Annotated in this window: 17 protein-coding genes; 5 read left to right on the forward strand and 12 right to left on the reverse strand. The window is 71.2% G+C overall.

Features of this window, described 5'->3' with window-relative positions:
- The first annotated feature begins 13 nt into the window (after positions 1–13).
- The 5 genes from ABZU25_RS06460 to ABZU25_RS06480 are packed head-to-tail and all read left to right on the forward strand — an operon-like array spanning position 14 to position 5441.
- Positions 14–280 carry a MoaD/ThiS family protein gene (locus ABZU25_RS06460; protein WP_355028294.1) on the forward strand — a complete coding sequence of 89 codons (267 nt, stop codon included), beginning with the start codon at positions 14–16 and terminating at the stop codon, positions 278–280.
- 5 nt (positions 281–285) lie between these two features.
- Positions 286–1110, forward strand: a complete 825-nt coding sequence (locus ABZU25_RS06465; RefSeq protein ID WP_355028295.1) for a hypothetical protein — start codon at positions 286–288, stop codon at positions 1108–1110.
- Positions 1107–2807 carry an acyl-CoA dehydrogenase gene (locus tag ABZU25_RS06470; RefSeq protein ID WP_355028296.1) on the forward strand — a complete coding sequence of 567 codons (1701 nt, stop codon included), beginning with the start codon at positions 1107–1109 and terminating at the stop codon, positions 2805–2807. The genes ABZU25_RS06465 and ABZU25_RS06470 overlap by 4 nt, the downstream gene beginning before the upstream one ends.
- A gap of 10 nt (positions 2808–2817) precedes the next feature.
- On the forward strand, positions 2818–3126 hold the full coding sequence (locus ABZU25_RS06475; RefSeq protein ID WP_355028297.1) for an acyl carrier protein: 309 nt from the start codon (positions 2818–2820) through the stop codon (positions 3124–3126).
- Entirely contained in the window at positions 3123–5441 is a 2319-nt protein-coding gene (locus ABZU25_RS06480; RefSeq protein ID WP_355028298.1) for an acyl-CoA dehydrogenase family protein, read from the forward strand. The genes ABZU25_RS06475 and ABZU25_RS06480 overlap by 4 nt, the downstream gene beginning before the upstream one ends.
- Positions 5442–5529: 88 nt before the next feature.
- On the opposite strand, the gene ABZU25_RS06485 is transcribed toward ABZU25_RS06480, so the two are convergent.
- The 12 genes from ABZU25_RS06485 to fabG all read right to left on the reverse strand — a co-directional run bounded on the left by ABZU25_RS06485 (position 5530) and on the right by fabG (position 18125).
- Entirely contained in the window at positions 5530–7101 is a 1572-nt protein-coding gene (locus ABZU25_RS06485) for a succinic semialdehyde dehydrogenase (protein WP_355028299.1), read from the reverse strand.
- Positions 7094–7720: an E3 binding domain-containing protein gene (locus tag ABZU25_RS06490; RefSeq protein ID WP_355028300.1), complete on the reverse strand. Its 627-nt coding sequence runs from the start codon at positions 7718–7720 to the stop codon at positions 7094–7096. The genes ABZU25_RS06485 and ABZU25_RS06490 overlap by 8 nt, the downstream gene beginning before the upstream one ends.
- Complete coding sequence (locus ABZU25_RS06495) at positions 7717–8739, reverse strand: alpha-ketoacid dehydrogenase subunit beta (protein ID WP_355028301.1); 1023 nt, start codon at positions 8737–8739, stop codon at positions 7717–7719. The genes ABZU25_RS06490 and ABZU25_RS06495 overlap by 4 nt, the downstream gene beginning before the upstream one ends.
- Positions 8736–9848, reverse strand: a complete 1113-nt coding sequence (locus ABZU25_RS06500; RefSeq protein ID WP_355028302.1) for a thiamine pyrophosphate-dependent dehydrogenase E1 component subunit alpha — start codon at positions 9846–9848, stop codon at positions 8736–8738. Before ABZU25_RS06500 ends, ABZU25_RS06495 begins: the two co-directional genes overlap by 4 nt.
- 77 nt (positions 9849–9925) lie before the next feature.
- Positions 9926–11299 (reverse strand): FAD-dependent oxidoreductase, encoded by a 1374-nt coding sequence (locus ABZU25_RS06505; protein WP_355028303.1) that lies wholly within the window; start codon positions 11297–11299, stop codon positions 9926–9928.
- Positions 11289–12173: an alpha/beta fold hydrolase gene (locus ABZU25_RS06510; RefSeq protein WP_355028304.1), complete on the reverse strand. Its 885-nt coding sequence runs from the start codon at positions 12171–12173 to the stop codon at positions 11289–11291. The genes ABZU25_RS06505 and ABZU25_RS06510 overlap by 11 nt, the downstream gene beginning before the upstream one ends.
- Positions 12174–12240: 67 nt before the next feature.
- On the reverse strand, positions 12241–13734 hold the full coding sequence (locus ABZU25_RS06515; protein WP_355028305.1) for a radical SAM protein: 1494 nt from the start codon (positions 13732–13734) through the stop codon (positions 12241–12243).
- Positions 13735–13787: 53 nt separating this feature from the next.
- Positions 13788–14768 (reverse strand): beta-ketoacyl-ACP synthase 3, encoded by a 981-nt coding sequence (locus ABZU25_RS06520; RefSeq protein WP_355028306.1) that lies wholly within the window; start codon positions 14766–14768, stop codon positions 13788–13790.
- The gene (locus tag ABZU25_RS06525) at positions 14765–15784 is read right to left on the reverse strand and encodes an AfsA-related hotdog domain-containing protein (protein WP_355028307.1); all 1020 of its coding nucleotides are present in this window, start codon (positions 15782–15784) and stop codon (positions 14765–14767) included. Before ABZU25_RS06525 ends, ABZU25_RS06520 begins: the two co-directional genes overlap by 4 nt.
- Positions 15785–16987 (reverse strand): beta-ketoacyl-[acyl-carrier-protein] synthase family protein, encoded by a 1203-nt coding sequence (locus tag ABZU25_RS06530; RefSeq protein ID WP_355028308.1) that lies wholly within the window; start codon positions 16985–16987, stop codon positions 15785–15787.
- Positions 16984–17244 carry an acyl carrier protein gene (locus tag ABZU25_RS06535; protein WP_355028309.1) on the reverse strand — a complete coding sequence of 87 codons (261 nt, stop codon included), beginning with the start codon at positions 17242–17244 and terminating at the stop codon, positions 16984–16986. The genes ABZU25_RS06530 and ABZU25_RS06535 overlap by 4 nt, the downstream gene beginning before the upstream one ends.
- Positions 17245–17297: 53 nt before the next feature.
- Complete coding sequence (gene fabG, locus ABZU25_RS06540) at positions 17298–18125, reverse strand: 3-oxoacyl-ACP reductase FabG (protein ID WP_355028310.1); 828 nt, start codon at positions 18123–18125, stop codon at positions 17298–17300.
- Positions 18126–18381: the final 256 nt, after the last annotated feature.

Genomic DNA, 18381 nt, shown 5'->3' on the forward strand with positions numbered 1-18381 from the left:
AGGGACGCATCCAATGATCATCAAGGTTCGTGGCATCCTGCTCCGGTTCACCAACTACGAGAACGAGATCGAGGTCGAGGGCACGACGGTGCGCGAGGGCCTGGATCAGCTCGCGGCGCGCTACCCCAACCTGCGCGACGTCCTCTCCGATCGCGAGGGCGCGGTGCGCGCCACGCACTTCATCGCGCTCAACGGGGAGCAGCTCTCCGTCGACGAGTTGGACCGGGAGGCCGTCGAGGACGACCGCGTCGACATCGTCACGGCCGTCTCGGGAGGCTAGCCCGTATGCCGCGCAGCTCAGCCTACGAGATCGTGCTCGACGCCAGCTACTTCACGCCCAACCAACTCCAGACCGTGGCGGTGGGTCGCCTGGGCTTCCAGGCCGGCACCCGTTGGCTGCGTGATCACGTGTGCAGCCACCGCACCCTGGTCTCGCAGCACCGCGTGGGCCTGGTGTTGTGGGCGTGGCAGCTCGAATACGAGCAGCCGCTGCGCTTCGAGGACGCGGACGACGCGCTCGTCGACGTGCGGGGTCGCGTCCGTGGGCCGCGCTCATCCCAACTCGAGGTCGAGATGACCCTCTCCGGCCCCGGCGGGGTCGCGGTGCGTACCCGGGCCGCGTCGGTGCCGCTCCGGCTCAGCGGTGACCAGGCGCTGTCGGGTACACCCGCCCCACTGCCCGATCGGATCGTCGAACGGTTCGGGGCGGACGAGCGCGAGCGCTCGCCCTTTCGCAGTCGGGTCCCGGCGCTGCGCGCGATGCTCGAACGCGACGGTGAACGGCTCGCGTCGGTGACGCTGTCGACCCGCGTGCATCGGCACCACTGCGAAGTGGCTGACCAGTGGTATTGGGCGGAGTCGTTGGGTTTCGCCGGCGCGGCCCGTGAGGAGCTGCTGCTGCGTCACGGCTCGCGCTCGCCACAGCTGCGGCGAGCGCTGACCGAGGGAATTCGCCGGGTGGACGTCACCTGGTTGCGGGCGGGACAGCTCTGGGACCAGTTCGACGTCCACACCACCGGCTACCGGCTGGGCGACGAGATCGCCTTCGTCAGCGAGCTGAGGCTGGCCGACGACGGCCGGCCGTACGCGTACGTGGTGGAGCGGGTATGACGACGTCGGCCCGTGCCTCGTCCCTGGCGGGGTACGACGCGGCGGCCGAGTTGGAGCAGAGACTCGGCTGCCCGTTCGACCCGGGTGCGGGGATCACGCTGGCCGCGGGCGTCCAGGCCGACGAACTCGAGGCGGTGCCGACGGCCGCGTTCGAGGCGGTGTGGTCCGCCGGCTGCCACGAGTACCTCGTGCCCGTCGACGAGGGCGGGCGGTTGGCCTCGTTCGAGTCGCTCCTGGGCGTGTTGCGGGCCATGTCCCGCCGTGACCTGGCGATCTCGGTGGGCCTCGGCTCGACCTTCCTGGCCGCGGTGCCGGTGTGGGTGTGGGGCCGGCCGCAGCAGCGCCGCAGGGTCGCGGAGCTGATCCTGGCCCGCGCCTTCGGCACGGCGGGGATCAGCGAGGAGGCGGCGGGCAGCGACCTGCTCGCGACCGCCACGACGGCGGCCCCGGTCTTCGACGGGTTCGTGCTCAACGGCCGGAAGTGGCTGGTGGGTAACGGCCGCCGCGCGTCGTTCGCCACAGTGCTGGCCGCCTCCGAGCCGTCCTTCGGCCTGTTCCTGGCGGATTTCGCCGCCCTCGACGGGCCGGGGGTGCAGCGGCTGCCAAAGGTGCGCACTGTCGGCCTGCGCGGTCATGACCTCAGCGGCTTCGAGTTCCGTGACTGTCAGCTGGACGCGGACGCGACAGTGGGCAACCCGGGGCGGGGCATCGAGATGGTGTCCGGCATGTTGCAGTTCACCCGGACCATGGTCGGCGGCATGACACTCGGCGCCGCCGACACCGCGCTGCGGATCGCCCTACGGCATGCCCGCGGCCGCATCCTGTACGGGCGGCCCGCGCTGGCCCTACCTCCGGTACGCGCGTTGCTCGCCGGCGCCTTCGCCGACCTGCTGGCCGCCGAGGCCACCCAGTTGGCCGCCGCGCGCGCCCTCGACGTGGCGCTGCACCGGATGCCGCTGTGGTCGGCGGTGGCCAAGTACGTGGTGCCCGACTTCTGCGTGGACGCGGTGAGCGCGTGTGGCGAGGTGCTCAGCGCCCGGGCGTACCTGCGGGAGAACGTGGCAGACGGCGCGTTCCAGAAGATCGCCCGCGACGCCGCCATCACGCCGGTGTTCGAGGGCACGAAGCTGGTCCAGTTGGAGAGCATCCGCGCCCAGCTCGCCAGCGGCGCACGACGACGCGGGCCGGCGGAAATCCCGTTGGACCTGCTCTTCGGTTTCGGCGAACCGGTGGCGGCCTGGGCTCCACGGGCGCCCCGTCCGTCGATCGTCTACGGCCGGGCCGACGAGGTGGTGGATCTGCTGGACGCCGCGGTCGAGCGGCTCGCCGACGACGGACTCGCCGCACTCGGACGACAACTGGTAGCGGTGCGCGACGAGACGCGCGAGGCCCTCGGGCACCAGGCGGCGCACCGCACCCACAGCGGCTACGACCACGCCCGCCGGCACGCGTTGGTCCATGCCGCGGCCTGCTGCCTGCACCTGTGGAACGAACGTCGCGGGGTGCTCGGCGGCGTGGCGGCCGACCCGGCGTGGCTGGCGGTCGCCCTGCGGCGCATCGCCCAGCGGCTCGGCCTGCCGGTCGAACCCGACCGCGACGCCGAGGACCGGCTGGTGACACATCTGCAAGAGCTTGACGACGATGATCGGGCGTTCTCCCTGGTGCCGCTGCGGCTCGCGCCGCAGTACCGCAGGTAGGCCCCGCCGGATGAAGGAGGACGTCATCGACACAGTGGACACCGCGGGCGGCGCGGAGTCGACCCTCCAGTGGTTACGGTCGCTGCTCGCCGAGTTGCTGAACGTGGAGATCGACGAGGTTGCCACCGACGAGCCCCTGGGCGAGCTGGGGATCGACTCCCTCACCGCCGCGCAGTTCTCCTTCGAGATCGAGGAGAGCACCGGCGTGACCGCGCCGCTGGAACGCTTCCTCGGCGACCACACGCTCAGGGACGTCGCGGGTGAGCTGGCCGCGCTGACCCGGGCGCGGACGGACGAGGAGGGGGTGAACGTCGCGTGACGAGCCGCTTGCGGGCCGCGGACATCATGGACCGCCGGGCCGAGGGTGCCAACCGTCTGACAATCGATGGCGAGGCGGAGGCGCTGCGTCGGGAGGCGGTCTCCCGCTTCGAGGGGTTCCTGCTGGACCGGGCGAACCCCGGTGCGCGCTTCCGCAACCGCGCCTGCCAGCCCCTGGACCATCGTCTCTTCCAGGAGGCCAGCGAGATAGGTCTTCTGCAGTTCGGCCTGCCGAAGGAGATCGGTGGCGCCGGGCGGGACAAGTTCGAGTGGGGCGTGGTGATCGCGGAGCTGGCCCGCATCTCACGAGACCCGGGCTTCCCGGTGCTGCTCGACATCACCGTCGAGAACACCGAGCTGATCCTGTCGAGCGGCCGAACGGAGCTGATCGACCGCTATGTCCCGGACCTCGTGGCCGGCCGACGCTTCGCGGTGCAGGGTGCCTACGAGAGCCGCGACCCGTACGACTACCAGACCACGGCCCGGTTCGAGGACGGGCAGTGGGTTCTCAACGGCGCGAAGCGGTTCCTCGCCGGCGCCGTCTTCGCGGACCTGTTCATCTGCTACGTACGCGACGAGGCGTCGAACGACATGCTCGCGTTCGCCGTCGAGCGCGACGACCCCGGCGTCACACCGGTGCGCCTGGAGACGATGGGCATGCGCACGATGGGCATGGGCCAGCTCGTGCTGCACGACGTCCGGCTGCCCGAGTGGCGGCTCGTCTGGCGCTCCGACGCGCTGAGCGAACTCAACACGTACGCCCGGAACCGACGCACGATGAGCGGCTGCGGAGTCCTGGGTGCGATCGAGGGGATTGTCGAGGCCTGCGTCGAGTCGCTCTCGGCCCGGCGGCGCAGCGGCCGGCGGGTGCTCGACTATCCCAACGTCGAGCGGTCGATCGGCGAGATGCGCATGCTGTTGGAGTCGGCGAGGTCCAGCCTCTACCGCGCCCTCGACGCGACCAGGGCCGCCCAGCGCGACCCGTACTTCGACGCGTTGGCCACGACCGCCAAGCACCAGGTCTCGGAGGCCGCGGTGCGGGTGGGTCAGCTGGTGATGAACCTCCAGGGCGGCGAGAGCTACATGAGCGCGTTCCCCTGGGAGCAGTACATGCGCGACGTCCTGGGGCTCATCGGTGGCCAGGGCTCGCAGGAGATGTTGCTCATCCAGCTCGGGCAGCGGTCGATCGTCGGGCTGGAAGGCCGCCGGCTCAAGCAGGACGTGGCCGAGCGCACCGTCACCCGGCTGGCCGACTCGTGGTGGGCGGTGTCCGCGCTGGAGGCCAGGGAGGGCGCGGCGACGCATCGGTCCGAGGTGTCCGCGGCCATCGACGATGTGCTGCTCGCGGCCGGTCTGACCGGCTCGGGCGATGCGGCGGACGACAAGCTCGCCGGGCTGGCGAGGCAGGCGACGGCCTTCCAGTCGTGCGCGACGGCGGTGCGGACCGGCCTGTTGGCGGCGCTGCTTCAGCCGCGCACCGTCGCGGAGGCGGCCGAACGGGTGGGCCTGGCACCGGACGGCGCGCGCGAGCTGCTGAGCGCGCTGACCGACACGCAGCTGGTGCAGCCGCTGCCGGGGGACAGCTACGTCGTCAACCCGGGTCTGGAACGGCTGCTCGTGGGCGGCCCCCGTACGGCCGCCTTCAAGGCCCGCCTGCGGCGCGCTGTCGACGGCGGCGCCGGCCTGCGCGCGGGGACCGCGGGCGGACCCGGCGTGCACGCCGCCGGCCGTGGCGACGACGCGGCGCTCCTGGCCGACGTTTTCGCCAACGAGCTGCTCGGACGGTTGGAGGGCCTGGAGGACCTTCTCGACCGACCGGAGCTGCGGATCGGCTGCGCCGCCGGAGACGGGGGGCGGTCGATGGACGCGCTGGCTCGTGAGTTGCCGGTTGCCCGGGTGCTGGCCATCGAGCCCGATGGCGTTCCGGCCGACGAGTTCGGGGAGACCCGGCACCCGTGGGGCCCGGCTCCGGAGGTGCGCGTCGGTGACCTCGACTCCTTCGCACCGGACGACGGGCTGTGCCTGGCCTGGGTTCCGGCCGTCGGGTGGTCGACCGCGCAACTCGAACGGCGCGTCGAGGCCGCGGCCCGCGCGCTCGTGCCGGGCGGTTGGCTGGTGATGACCCTTCCGTTGCCGCCGAAGCGCAAGCTCGGCACGGCGGTCCTGGGCTTGGAGTTGGCGTTGACGGGTTCCCAGCCGGTGGCGCAGGGCACTGTCGAGGAACTGTTGCGCCGGACGGGGCTGGGCCACATCCGGTGGTTCTGGCAGGATGCGAACCTCGGCCTCCAGCTCGTCGCGTCCCGCCGGGAGCGGTAGCCGGGAACGGCCACGGGTGGTCGGGGCACACAGCGCGGACGCCGACCCGCCGCGACCTGCTGCGCGGCGCTGCTCGCAGGTGCCGTGGTCAGCGCAAACGGCTCGCCTTCAACGTCCGGAACACCGCCGTCAGGAGCCGCGCGTGGTTCTCGGCGGTGAGCCGAGCCGGCCGGTCGAACGTCACGACGTGCTGGCTGGCGACCGTCTGGGGGCGGGTGAAGGCGAGCAGGCCGTCTCGCCCGTGGCGGACACCGACCCCCGACCCCTTGATCCCGCCCGCTGGCGCGTCGTGCGAGCCGTACGCCGCGGCGTAGCCCTCGTTGATGTTGACCAGGCCGGTGCGGAGGTCCCCGGCAAGCCGCCGGGCATGGCGGACGTCGCGGCTCCAGATGCTCGCCGTGAGCCCGTAGTCGGTGTCGTTGACCAGGTCGATCGCCTCCTGCTCGGTGCGGAAGGACCGCACCGACAGCACCGGACCGAAGGTCTCCTCCCTGTGAAGTTTCATGCCGCTCACCACTCCGGTCAGCACCGTCGGTTCGTAGAACAGCGGCCCCAGATCCGGTCTGGCCCGGCCACCGGTCAGGACCGTCGCGCCCCGCGACCGGGCGTCTTCGACATGGTCGATCACGCGGGCCAGTTGTCGTGGTGTGGTCAGCGAGCCCATGTCCACGTCGAAGTCGAACCCGGCGCCGAGGCGTAGCTGCCGCACCTGCGACACCAGTTCCGGCAGGAGACGGTCCATGAGTGGTTCGGCCACGAGGACCCGCTCGGTGGCCATGCACAGCTGCCCGGCGGACGTGAAGGCCGCCCGCAGCACGCCACGGACGGCGGCGGCGACGTCCGCGTCGGGCAGCACCACCATGGCGTTCTTTCCGCCGAGTTCGAGGGTGCAGGGTACGGGCTGATCGGCGGCGACCCGCCCCACCGCCCGGCCGGCGGTCGTGGATCCGGTGAAGCACACCGAGTCGGCGTGGGCGATCAGCGTCTCGCCCACCTCGGCGGGGTCGCCGGGCAGCACCTGCCACACGTCGGCCGGAAGCCCGGCCTGGACCAGGACCCGCCACGCCCAGCGGGTGCTGAGCGTCGTCTGGGTGTCCGGCTTGTGGACCACCGCGTTGCCGGCCAGCAACGCCGGCACCACGTCGGCGAGGCCCAGGGCCAGCGGGTAGTTCCAGGGGGTGATGACCGCGACGGTGCCCCGGGGTAGCCGCGCTTCCCGGGCCCGGGTGAACAGCGGGATCGCGCCGGAGCGCCGCCGGGGCGCGAGGAAGCGACCCGCGCGGCGGGCGTAATACAGGGTGATGGAGGCGGCGTCGAGCAGTTCCTCGAAGGCGTGCGCGCGAGCCTTCCCGGTCTCCACCTGGATGAGGTCCAGGACCTCCCGCTGCCGCCGGAACAACGCGTCGTGCAGGGCGATGAACGGGCGGGCTCGGGCCCGGTGGTCCAACCGCGCCCATGCCTGCTGAGCCGGCCGCGCGGCGTCGAAGGCGGCGCGGACGTCCGCCTTGTCGGCCAGCCCGACCTCCACAAGCGGTTCACCGGTGAACGGCGCCGACACGACTCGCCGAGCACCGAGCCGGGGACCGTCGGCGGCGATCCGACCCAGCTCGTCGACGGCTGCCGCCACCCGGGCGGGGTACCCGGTCGTCGTCTCAGTCATCGTCGTCGCCCGGGCCGGACGGCTCGGCGCGGTCCGTGGAGTGAGCCCTCAGGACATCATCGCGGGTGACGAGCCCGCCCGGTCCGGTACCGGGCACGCGGTGCAGCTCCACGCCGAGTTCTCGGGCCAACCGCCGGACCGCCGGAGAGGCCGCTGCCCGCGCCGTCGGCGGCGGCGCCGGCTGGCGGGTCGCACCGGTCCCCCGCTCCCGCCCGGCCCCACGCCGGGTGAGCAGCGACGCGTGCGGGTCCGGTCCGGAACCCACAAGCACGCCGCCGGTCGGCACCTGCCCCGCCGCGGGCGGTGACACCGAACGGTACGGCTCGGTCGGTTCGACAGCGTCGGACTCCTCCGACACCAACACGGTGACCAGCGGCGCGCCGACCGGGATCACCGCACCGGGTACGGCGTGCAGTTCGACGATCACCCCCCGGTACGGGCAGGGCAGCTCGACGACGGTCTTCTCCGTCTCGACCTCGACCACCGCCTGGTCGATGTCGACGCGGTCCCCCACCGCGAGACGCCACGCGATGATCTCGCCGGAGACCAGCCCTTCCCCGAGGTCGGGGAGGTGGAAGGTGCGCGGTACCCCGCCGGCGACCCCGGCCTGGCCGCTCACTGGTCCCGCCAGAGGGACGACACGGCGTCCAACACCCGGTCTACCGACGGGAGGTGGAAGCGCTCCAGTCGGGGAGGCGGGTAGGGGATGTCGAACCCGGTCACCCGCCGCACCGGAGCTTCCAGGTGGTGGAAGCACTCCTCGCAGATCCGGGCCACCACCTCCGCGCCGAACCCCGCGAACCCGGATGCCTCGTGCACGACGATCGCGCGTCCGGTCCGTCGTACCGACTCGTGGACGGTCTGCTCGTCGAACGGCACGAGCGACCTCAGGTCGATGACCTCCAGGTCGTACCCCTCCGCCGCGCCGAGTTCGGCCGCCGCCAGCGCGATCGGAACCGTCGGGCCGTACGCCACAAGCGTCGCGTGCGTCCCGGCGCGGCGGATCACCGCCCGGCCCACCGGCTCCACCTCGGTCGGCAACGCCACGTCGGCGACGCTCCAGTACAACCGCTTGGGCTCGAAGAACACCACCGGGTCGGCGCCACGGACAGCCGCGCGCAGCATGCCGTACGCGTCCTCGACGGTCCCCGGCGTGAGCACGTGCAGACCGGGTGTGTGCGCCGCGTACGCCTCGGAGGAGTCGCTGTGGTGCTCGACGCCGCCGATGCCCCCGCCGTACGGGACCCGGACCACGACCGGCAGTGATACCGCGCCCCGGGTCCGGTTGCGCATCTTCGCCAGGTGACTGGCCAACTGCTCGAACGCTGGATAGGCGAAGGCGTCGAACTGCATCTCCACGACCGGACGCAGTCCGTACATGGCCATGCCGATAGCCATGCCCAGGATCGCCGACTCGGCGACCGGGGTGTCGAAGCACCGCTGCTCGCCGAACCGTGCGGCCAGACCGTCGGTGACCCGGAAGACACCACCGAGCCTGCCGACGTCCTCCCCGAAGACCACCACGCGATCGTCGTGGGACATCTCGTCGTGCAGCGCCCTGTTCAGCGCCTTCGCCAGGGTCGTCCCCGGGGCGATCCCAGCGGTGCCGTCCGTGTCGTGCTGGGCCGGGGCCGTCATGACGTCTCCTCGGGCCCGGCGCTGGCGGCGATCTCGGCGGCCAGTTGCCGGGCCTGTCCGGCGAGTTGCTGGGTGGGAGCCGCGTACACGTGGGCGAACAGGTCGGCGGGGTCCGGGGCGGGACGACCTCGCACGCCCCGGCGGGTGCGGTCGGCGAACGACTCGGCGTCGGCGTCGATCCGCAGTTGCAGGTCGTCGTCGAGGACGCCGTGCCGGCGCAGGTGCGCGGCGAGCCGCCGGATCGGGTCGTGGCCGCGCCACCGCTCGACCTCCGCCGCGTCGCGGTACCGCGACGGATCGTCGGCGTTGGTGTGCGGGGCGATCCGGTACGTCACCGCCTCGATCAGGGTTGGCCCTCTCCCCCCGCGTGCCCGGTCCACCGCGGCGGTCACCGCCGAATGGACCGCGAGCAGGTCGTTGCCGTCCACCCGGACGCCGGGCATCCGGTAGCCGGCCGCCCGGTCCGCCAGCGAAGTGGCCCGGGTCTGCTTGGCGAACGGCACCGAGATGGCGTAGCCGTTGTTCTGCACCACGAACACCACCGGGGCGGCGCGCACCGCGGCGAGGTTGAGCGCCTCGTGGAAGTCACCCTCGCTGGTGGCCCCGTCGCCGCAGAGGGCCAGCGCGACGGTGTCGTCGCCGACGCAGCGCGCCGCCAGCGCGAGGCCCACCGCGTGCGGCGCCTGCGTCGCCAACGGCGTGCAGTGCGGCGCGGTGCGGCTGGCCATCGGGTCGTAGCCACAGTGCCAGTCCCCGGTGAGCAGGGTGAGCGTCTCGACGGGGTCCACTCCCCTGGTCACCACGGCCACCGAGTCGCGGTAGGTGGGGAAGAACCAGTCCGTCGCGCGGAGGGCAAGAACCACACCGACCTGGCACGCCTCCTGCCCGTACGAGGACGGGTACACCGACAGGGAGCCCTGTTTGGCGAGTGCGGTCGCCTGGATGTCGAAACGACGCCCGACGACCATGGCGCGGTACGCCGCCAGCGACGTGGCCAGGTCCACGGTCTCCGGCGCGCCCGCGGACCGGGCGGGCGGCTCGACGGGTGACCTCGGTGACCGAACGTCGTAGCTCGACCGGACGTGACCGGTCTGGTCCGTGGTGGCCATGCTCCACCTCCCTCGTGCGTAGGTGCTCGTTGTCGTCGTGGACTCCGGCGACCGTCGACGGGGCCGGCGCGAGGCGGTCAGGTCACTGCGGGGCGTCGGCCCGACGGGTTGTCGACGACGGACACGACCTGCTCCCGAGCGGCCCGGAAACACGCCTCGATCGAGGTGCCACGCCGGTAGTCGCCGGTCACCAGCAGACCGCCGGATCCGCCGAGAAGCTTGTCGATGCGCTCCAGCCGGTCCGGATGCCGCCGGCTGTAGGCGCAGAACGCCTGCTGCCATCGACGGCTCACCTGGTGGCGCAGCCGGGCCTGCGCGATGGCGGGGAAGTGCGGCGCGAGCTGGCTTTCGGCCCGGACCCGCAGCTCCTCCATGGAGGCCGAGACCAGGTTCCGCCGAGCTGGCCGGCCGCTGAAGGTGTACCGGACGATGTGCCGGTCGTCGCGGCCGTAGGCACCGGCGTTGCTGACCTCGCTGCCGGGAGGGAAGAAGATCGCGCGGGCGGCCACGTCGAACACCGGCCGGTCGTACTCGGCGATCACCACGGCGGCCGGGAAGTACCGGATCTGGTCCAGCTCGGCGGCGACCTCGGGGTGGCACGGCCGCAGCAGCGCGGCGCTCGCGCTGGCGGGCACGGCGAGGACGGTCAGGTCCGCCAGGTACGTCTCGGAGCTGCCGGACCGCGCCCGCACGCGCACGCCGGTGGTGCGGGAGCCGTCACCGAGCAACTCCTCGACCCGGGTCCCCAGCTGGACCGACACCGTCGCGGCGAACTCGCCGAACACCGGCTCGAACCCCTCGGTCAGCTGCTCGAACCGGTCGAGCAGCATGCCGAGGTTGGCGCTGAAGTCGGCCAGGTGCAGCTCGTCGGGTTCGGCACCGTTCATCCGGACCGTCATCGGTCGGACCAGCGCGTTCTGCAGGTACCGGCCGAAGTAGCCGTCGATGGCCGGATCGCCGTGTGCCCGGCTGAGTTGCCGAAATCGGGGGCTGCCCAGGAACCGGTCCTGGTCGTCACCGCGTACCCATCGGGTCATCCGCCAGAAGCGGACGACATCCCGGGGCGGGGTGCGCCGGAGGAAGCCGGCTATGCCGGCAGCTCGGGACTGCCCGTCCACGGTACGCAGCCGCCCGTCCTCCACCCGGGACGAGTTGATCCCGAAGTGCTCGAAGGGCCCGCCGCCCAACTCCTGCACGAAGGAGCGGAACTCGGTGTAGCGGGTGCCGATGTTCTTGCCACCGAGGGTCACGTTGCGGTCGCCCAACTTCTCGCCGGACGAGCGTCCACCCAGGCTGTTCTGCTCGTCCAGCACTGTCACCTGCACTCCGCGCCGGCGCAGGTACCAGGCGGCGGCGATACCCGACCACCCACCGCCCACCACGATCGCGGTCGCGGGGCGCGCCGGCGGCAGTCCAGCCGGGGTGCCCCTCCGGCTCGTCTCAGCAGTCACGATCCATCCCATCGGTGGTGTCGGAAGGACATGTCGAAGCGGCCCGAGCCATCCAGTCGTCGACCCGGGTGGCCAGCGCCTCCGGCCGTTTCGCCCAGCGGAAGTGGTCGAGCGCCCCGCCGGCGGCGGACGCACCGTAGTGCCAGCGCTCGACGGGGGCATGGGGCATCGCGGCGGTCAGGTACCGCACCGCGCGGGGCGGGGCGAGTCGATCGTTGTCGACCGACACCAGCAGGACCGGGGACCGGCAGGTGAACGCCCGGCCTCCGCCCCCGCCGGTCAGGTCCCCGGAGCGGACCTGGGCCGCCCAGTCGCCCAGCACGCCGATCGGCTGGCGTCCGCCGAAGCGCAGGCGGTCGCCGGGCCAGTATCCGACGACCCGGGCGAGGGCCACGAACAGCTGGCTGCACAGCAGGTTCAGCAGACCTCGGCGGACGCCGAAGGAGCGGAACCAGACCGAGCCGCAGGCCACCAGCGCGACGCCCGCCACGTCGACGCCGGGTCGCGACGCGTACCGCAGGGCGAGGTGACCGCCGAGGCTGTGCCCGAGCAGCACCAGCGGCCGGGACGGGTACGCCTCCCGCAGGTGCCGGGCTGTCGCCCGGATGTCCTGGTCGACGAGGTCGTCGTACCGAAGATCGACGCCTCGCCTGATCCGCAGTGGGCTCGCGCCCTGACCGGGCAGGTCGACGACCGCCACCAGATGCCCCCGCCGGCACAGTGCCGCGGCCAACGCCCGGTAGAACCGCGCCGGCACGCCCATCGCGGGCAACACCGTCACGAGTGCCAGTGGTGGCCGCTCCGGCACCGCGGCGAGCACCGTCACGTCCCGACCGACGGGCGTCGCGACCACGAATTCGGAAAAGATCTCCATGCCTCACAGTTCTCGAGGTTCGCTCGCCCGGTCGGGAAGACGCGTCCGACGAAGGTCGCTGCGGCACTTACTTCATCAGCCGGGGGAACTCGGCGTCGTGCTCCTTGATGTAGACCGTCTGCGGCGTGACGGCGAACCTGTTCTCGTTGTCGAAGTTGTCCGACACCTCGGTGAGGTGCGCCATGATCTGCTCACCGTTGGTGTTCAGGGTGTGCCGCAGGTAGTCGGTCTGGAGATTGCCGTGCCACAGCACGCCCAGCTTGTTGACCAGGTAGCGGTCCGCCTCCTCCTCGACCACCCCCGCCTCGACGTGCTCGCGCAGCACGCCGAGCGCCCGCTCGTGGTCCGGCAGGTCGGCGAACTGGTCGAGAAGGTCCTTCGTGAGTTCCTTGTACCGGGGGAACATCACCATGATCCGGTCGAGGACTCCGCCGCGCCCGATGGACTGCATGGTCTCGGTCGACACGCCCCGCTCGTCGATGTTGCGTTGCCAGTCGTCGACCTTGTCCGGGTTGATCGACACCAGGTCCTTCACGTTGCCGCGCGCGGCGCAACCGACAGCGATGATGTCCTGCCGCGCGCAGTGCGCCGTCTGGTACTGGCTGCGCACCGGGCTCTTGGAGTAGGTCTCGGCGAGCGTGTTGTGGTAACCCTGCGAGAGCAGGTAGTCGTACAGGTGCTCCCGCATCGCCATCAACTGCCAGGCGGTGCCCGGCTGCTCGACCCGCCCGTCCATGATCAGCTTGTGCAGCGGCCGATAGGGCAGGTAGATGGTGGAGAACGCGTCGATCTCCGACGGGGAGTACGTCGACACCAGCTCCGTCAGCTCGTCGACGAATCCGTCGAGTGTCTGGCCGGGCAGGTCGTACATGATGTCCACACACGACTCGGCGTCGAAGTTGAGCGTCCGCATCTGGTCGAAGACCGAGTCGACGTCCTCGCGGGTGTCCAGCCGACCGATCTTGCGGTGGATCGTCGGGTTGAGCGTCTCGATACCGAAGGTGATCCGGTTCCAGCCGTGACCCTGCAGCAGCTGCATCATCCCCGGTCGTCGTAGTGTCCGGGGCTCTCCGGTGAACGACTTCTCGATGGTGTCGTAGCCCGGCACGACCTTGCGCAGGTGGGTCGAGAGCCGGTCCACCGCGCCGAGCGGCAACGTGGACGGACTTCCACCACCGACGTAGATCGCGCTGAACGTGCGCGCCTGGACGTACGGCTGACGCATGTACCAGTCGATCTCTTTGATCAGGTAGTCCGTGTACCGCTCGAGACGATCCTCGTCCTGCTTGGGGTAGTGGTAGCGGTTGAAGTTGCAGTAGTGGCAGAAGGACTTGCAGTACGGCACATGGATGTACAACATGAGCTCGTCGTTGAGATTGCCGCCGGGATCGGCGAGGCTGGCGATGTTGGCGTCGACCTCTCCGGGCTCGACCTGGTGCCAGTCCATCGTGGCGAAGTTCGGCATGACATAGTGCGAGGCCGTCACGATCCCGGGAAACGGCAACGGCCGGGTGGCGTGCTCGCCGGTGTAGAGGCTGGGTGCGGCTGGCTTGACTTCCATCTCTGCTCCCTCGGTCGTGCGTGTCGTGCCGTGCACATCCCGGCCGGCATCCGTTACGGACAGTCCGTGCCCTGCACCAGGTGTGCGCAGCCCTTCCAGTTGATGACTCCGGCACCCCAGGTCAGACCCGCGCCGAAGGCGGCCAGCCCGACCCGGGCCCCGGCCGTCAACAGCCCCTCCCGCTGAGCTTCGGCGAGAGCGAGCGGGATCGAGGCCGCCGAGGTGTTGCCGAAGCGGTCGAGGTACATGGCGACCCGATCCGCCGGGTAGCCGAGCCGCCGGGCGACGGCTCGGACGATCCGGGCGTTGGCCTGGTGACTGACCAGCACGTCGAGGTCGTCCACGGCAAGTTCGCAGGCGTAGCAGCTCGCCTTGACCTCGTTGACCATCGCTTCCACGGCGAACTCGTAGACCTCGCCGCCCTGCATGCGCACCACCTGGTCGTCCCGGTCGACGTACAGGAGGTCCCCGTGCTCTCCGGCGGACCCGAAGGAGAGGTACTGCGGGCACCGGGCCCGCCGGGTCCCCCGGGTCGCCCGGACGACGACCGCCGCCGCGGCGTCGCCGAACAGCACGGCGGTCGATCGGTCCTCCTCGTCGGTGAGGCGGGACATCGCGTCCGCTCCGATCACGAGAACGCAGTCGGCCTGGTCCGTCTCGATCCGGCCGATCGCGTAGTCGAGGGCGTAGAGGAAGCCGGTGCATGCTCCGTTGAGGTCCACCGCGCCCGGTGCGCCGGTCCCCAACAGGTGCGCCACCCCGGGGGCAAGCCCCGGTGAGATGCGGTCGGCGGTCGAGGTCGCGGCGACGACGAAGTCGACATCGGCCGGCGTGGCCGCGGCGTCCTCCAGCGCCCTGGCGCCCGCCTCGGCGGCCAGGGTGCCGAGCCGTTCGCCGTCGCCGAGCCGGTATCGCCTGCCGACACCGGTCCGAGTGGTGATCCACTCGTTGCTGACCCCGAGGTGGGCGAACCGGTCGTTGTCGACCACCGTGGCCGGTAGGGCGGCGCCCGCTCCGGCGACGACGGCGGTCACGAGCCCAGCTCCGGCCCGGGGGTTTCCTCCGGACTGAGCACGAATCGGGAGCGTGTGACGACCTGCCCCTTCTGTTCGGCCCAGACGGTCACGGCCTGGCCGCTGCCGTCGGTGTCCCACCCGGCGACCCGGCAGGACAGGGCGGCGTCGAGTTCCGCGAACGACACGAAGTCCATCGACGCCGCATCCGTGCGCAGCGAGCCGGCGTCGACGTCGGCGTGCACGACCATGGCGGCGACGGCGAGCTGGCGCGACGCCTCGGCGATCAGCATGCCCGGATAGTGGTCGAGCCGGCGGTCGAAGAAGGCGGGATGCCGCAGCGGCAACACGTCGGCGGACGCGTCCTGCGGTGGTCCGGACGGGGTGGTGATCAGCACGTTGCCGGGAAAGCGCCGGCCGACGACGGCACCGGGAGCCGCCATCGCGAGCAACTCGGGCCGCGCCTTGAGGACCCGCTCGGCACTGCCGCTGCGCAGCTCCGCATACCCGTCGTGGGCGAGAAAGGCCACCGAGCCGGTCATCGTCGCGGCGGGTCGCCCGTCGATCCAGGCTCGTACCGGCCCGTCGATCGCGTACACCGCGCCGCGCCGGTTGCGGCGTACCCGGTCGACCGGTACGGCGATCACGATCTCGGCCGTGTCCTCCCCCACGATGGTCGCCTGGGTCGACTCCACCCGGACGTCGACCGAGCGGAGGACGAACTGGCTGTCCAGCGGCACCTCGAGGAGCGCGTGCGCGATCACCTCGACGCCCTGCCGCAGCACCTCGGCGATCAGCAGGGTGTCGTGGTGGCGACCGGGCGTGTCGTTGTACAACCGGTGCAGCCTCGGTAGTTGGCCCACGGCCACCAGCCGCTCCCCGTCCCGGGCGACGCCGGTGACGAAGACCCCTTCGGTGGTCTGCCGATGCGCGAACCGCCGTGGGACGGTCGAGTCGGTGGTGAGTCCGAGCGCGCTGGGCACCGGCGGCTGCGTCACGGCCGTCGGCTGCGCTGTCGAGTCGATGTCGATGGCCATTCAGCTCGCCGCCCTCAACAACAGGGCCACGTTGTGGCCGCCGAACCCGAACGAGGTGGAGAGGCCGACGGACCCGCCCTCGCGGACCGGCAGCGACGCGGCCCGCACGACGTGGGTGAGTGGTCCGAGGCGCTCGTCGGGCTCGGTCAGCCCGTGTGTCGGCGGAACCGTCCGGTGCCGCAGCGCCTGCAGCGTCGCGACGGCCTCGACCGCGCCCGCGGCACCGAGCAGGTGTCCCAGATAGGACTTGCTGGACGAGATCGGGGTGCTGGTCAGCGCCTCGCCCAACGCGGTGCGGAGGGCTCTGGTCTCGGCCTGGTCGTTGAGCACCGTTCCGGTGCCGTGCGCGTTGATGTAGTCGATGTCGGCCGCCAGAAGCTGGGCGTCGGCCAGCGCGAGGGAGACCGCCTTCGCGGCGAGCGACGCGTTCGGTTCGGGAGCGGTCAGGTGGTAGGCGTCGGTCGTGGCGCCGTATCCCAGCACCTCGCCGACGATCACCGCGCCTCGACGCTCGGCGGCGTCGGCACTCTCCAGCACCAGGACGGCCGCTCCCTCGCCGAGGAGGAAGCCGTCGCGCTTCTGGTCGAACGGCACCGAGCGGCCGGTGGGCGAGAGCGCGCCAGCCGAGCGGAAGATGGCCTCCGTGAACGGGGTCAGGGCGGCCTCGGCCCCGCCGACCACTACCGCGTCGGCTTCTCCGGTCCGGATCGCCCGCAGCCCGGCCCCGATCGCCTGCGCACCGCCGGAGCACGCCGCGACGATGGACGAGGCCTCGCCACGGAACTGGTAGCGGATTGCCAACTGGGCCGCGGCCGCGTTCGCCATCAACATCGGCACGGACAACGGCGACACGTACTCCGGGCCGTCGCGGCGCAACGTCTCCAGCTGCGACTCGATCGTCGCGATGCCCCCGATCGCCGATCCGATCACGCAGCCCACCCGCTCCGCCGGGTACGGCGGCTGATCACCCCACCCGGCCTGGTCGAGTGCCTCGTGCGCGGCGGCGATGGCGAACTGGCAGAACCGGTCGGTGCGGTGCGCCTCCCGCCGGGTGAGCACCCCGCGCCAGTCGAACGAGTCGCACCTGCCGACCCCGTCGGCAAGGCCGGAGTCTCCCGCGACGGCACGCTCGTGCAGCGCCTGGGCTCCCACACCCAGGGCGCTGATCACCCCCATGCCGGTCACCACGACCCGTCCGGTCATGAGCAGCCCGCCCGCTCGTAGATCACCTGGAGGGCGTCGGCGAGTGACTTGACCTCGGCGAAGTCGTTGGGGCGGACCTGGATGCCGAGTTCCTTGCGGACACCCTGGCTCAACTCGACCACGTCCAGTGAGTCGAGCCCCATCTCTTCCAGCGTGGCGCCGGTACTGATGCCGGCCGCGTCCGCGCCCATGGCCTCCACCTGCTCGCGTACGAACTCCTCGATCTCCACCTGGCTGTGCTGAGAATTCTGGGACATATCGCCCTCCAGGGATGTCGGTCTACACGTGCCCCTCACGACCGGGGCGAGGCTCAGGAGATCTGGAACGCGGCGGCCGAGAGCCCTCCGTCCACGGCCAGCGTCGCGCCGGTGACGTATCCGGCCGCCGTCGACGCGAGAAAGCACACGCAGGCGGCCACCTCGTCCGGACTGGCGGCTCGCCGCATCGGCACGTGGCGGCGCACCGACTGGTCGAGGTGCGCCACGTCGTGCGTCATGTCGGTACGTGCCAGCCCGGGGGCGACCGCGTTGACGGTGACGCCCTTTCTCGCCACCTCCACCGCGACCGACCTGGTCAGCGCGCCCAGACCCGCCTTCGCCGCGGCGTAGTTGCCCACGCCGGGAATCGAATGGGCGCCGAGCACCGACGCGACGTTGATGATCCGCCCGAATCTGGCCCTGATCATGCTTGGCAGAGCACGCCGGATTGTGTGAAAGGAGCCGGTGAGGTTGGTGGAGAGCACTGTTCGCCACTGCTCGTCATCGAGGGTGGCCAACAATCCGTCGGCGCGGACACCGGCGTTGTTGACGAGCACGCTGACCGCGCCAAACTCGTCTTCGAGCGCATTGAAAACTGCGTCCACGGATTGGGCGTCGGACACGTCGGCACCCACCACGACCGCGCGGCCGCCCGCGTCGATGATCGCGTCAGCGGCGGCCCGCGCCGCCGCCTCGTCGGACCGAAAGTTGATCCCCAGCGGCATTCCACCCCGGGCCAGCGCCTGAGCGACCGCCAGCCCGATCCCGCGCGAAGCACCGGTGACCAGAGCACATCCGGTGGTCGGCAGTCCGAATTCAAGGCTGCGCGTGGTGGACGTCTGATTTCGATCAAGACCGGTGCTGGACAGCGCGACACTCACCCGCGAACCCCCCGTTGTATCCATGGTGCACGGACCGCACGGACGGCCACCATCCCGGCCTGACGGAGATGGTCGAGGCTGCCACACGGACCTCGTTAACATATAGAACGACGACGATTCAATCAAGGATCTTGATAATTGTCGTGTCTGTTTATTTTCTGTAACACATGTTTCGTTCGACGTCCGCGATGAGCTACTGCAAGATCATTCAGCCGGCGGCAGATCCGCAGCCGTTATCGGCCAGTGGGGTTGCGGA

Origin of the sequence: Micromonospora sp. NPDC005215 (assembly GCF_040607915.1) — a bacterium.
Lineage (GTDB): Bacteria > Actinomycetota > Actinomycetes > Mycobacteriales > Micromonosporaceae > Micromonospora.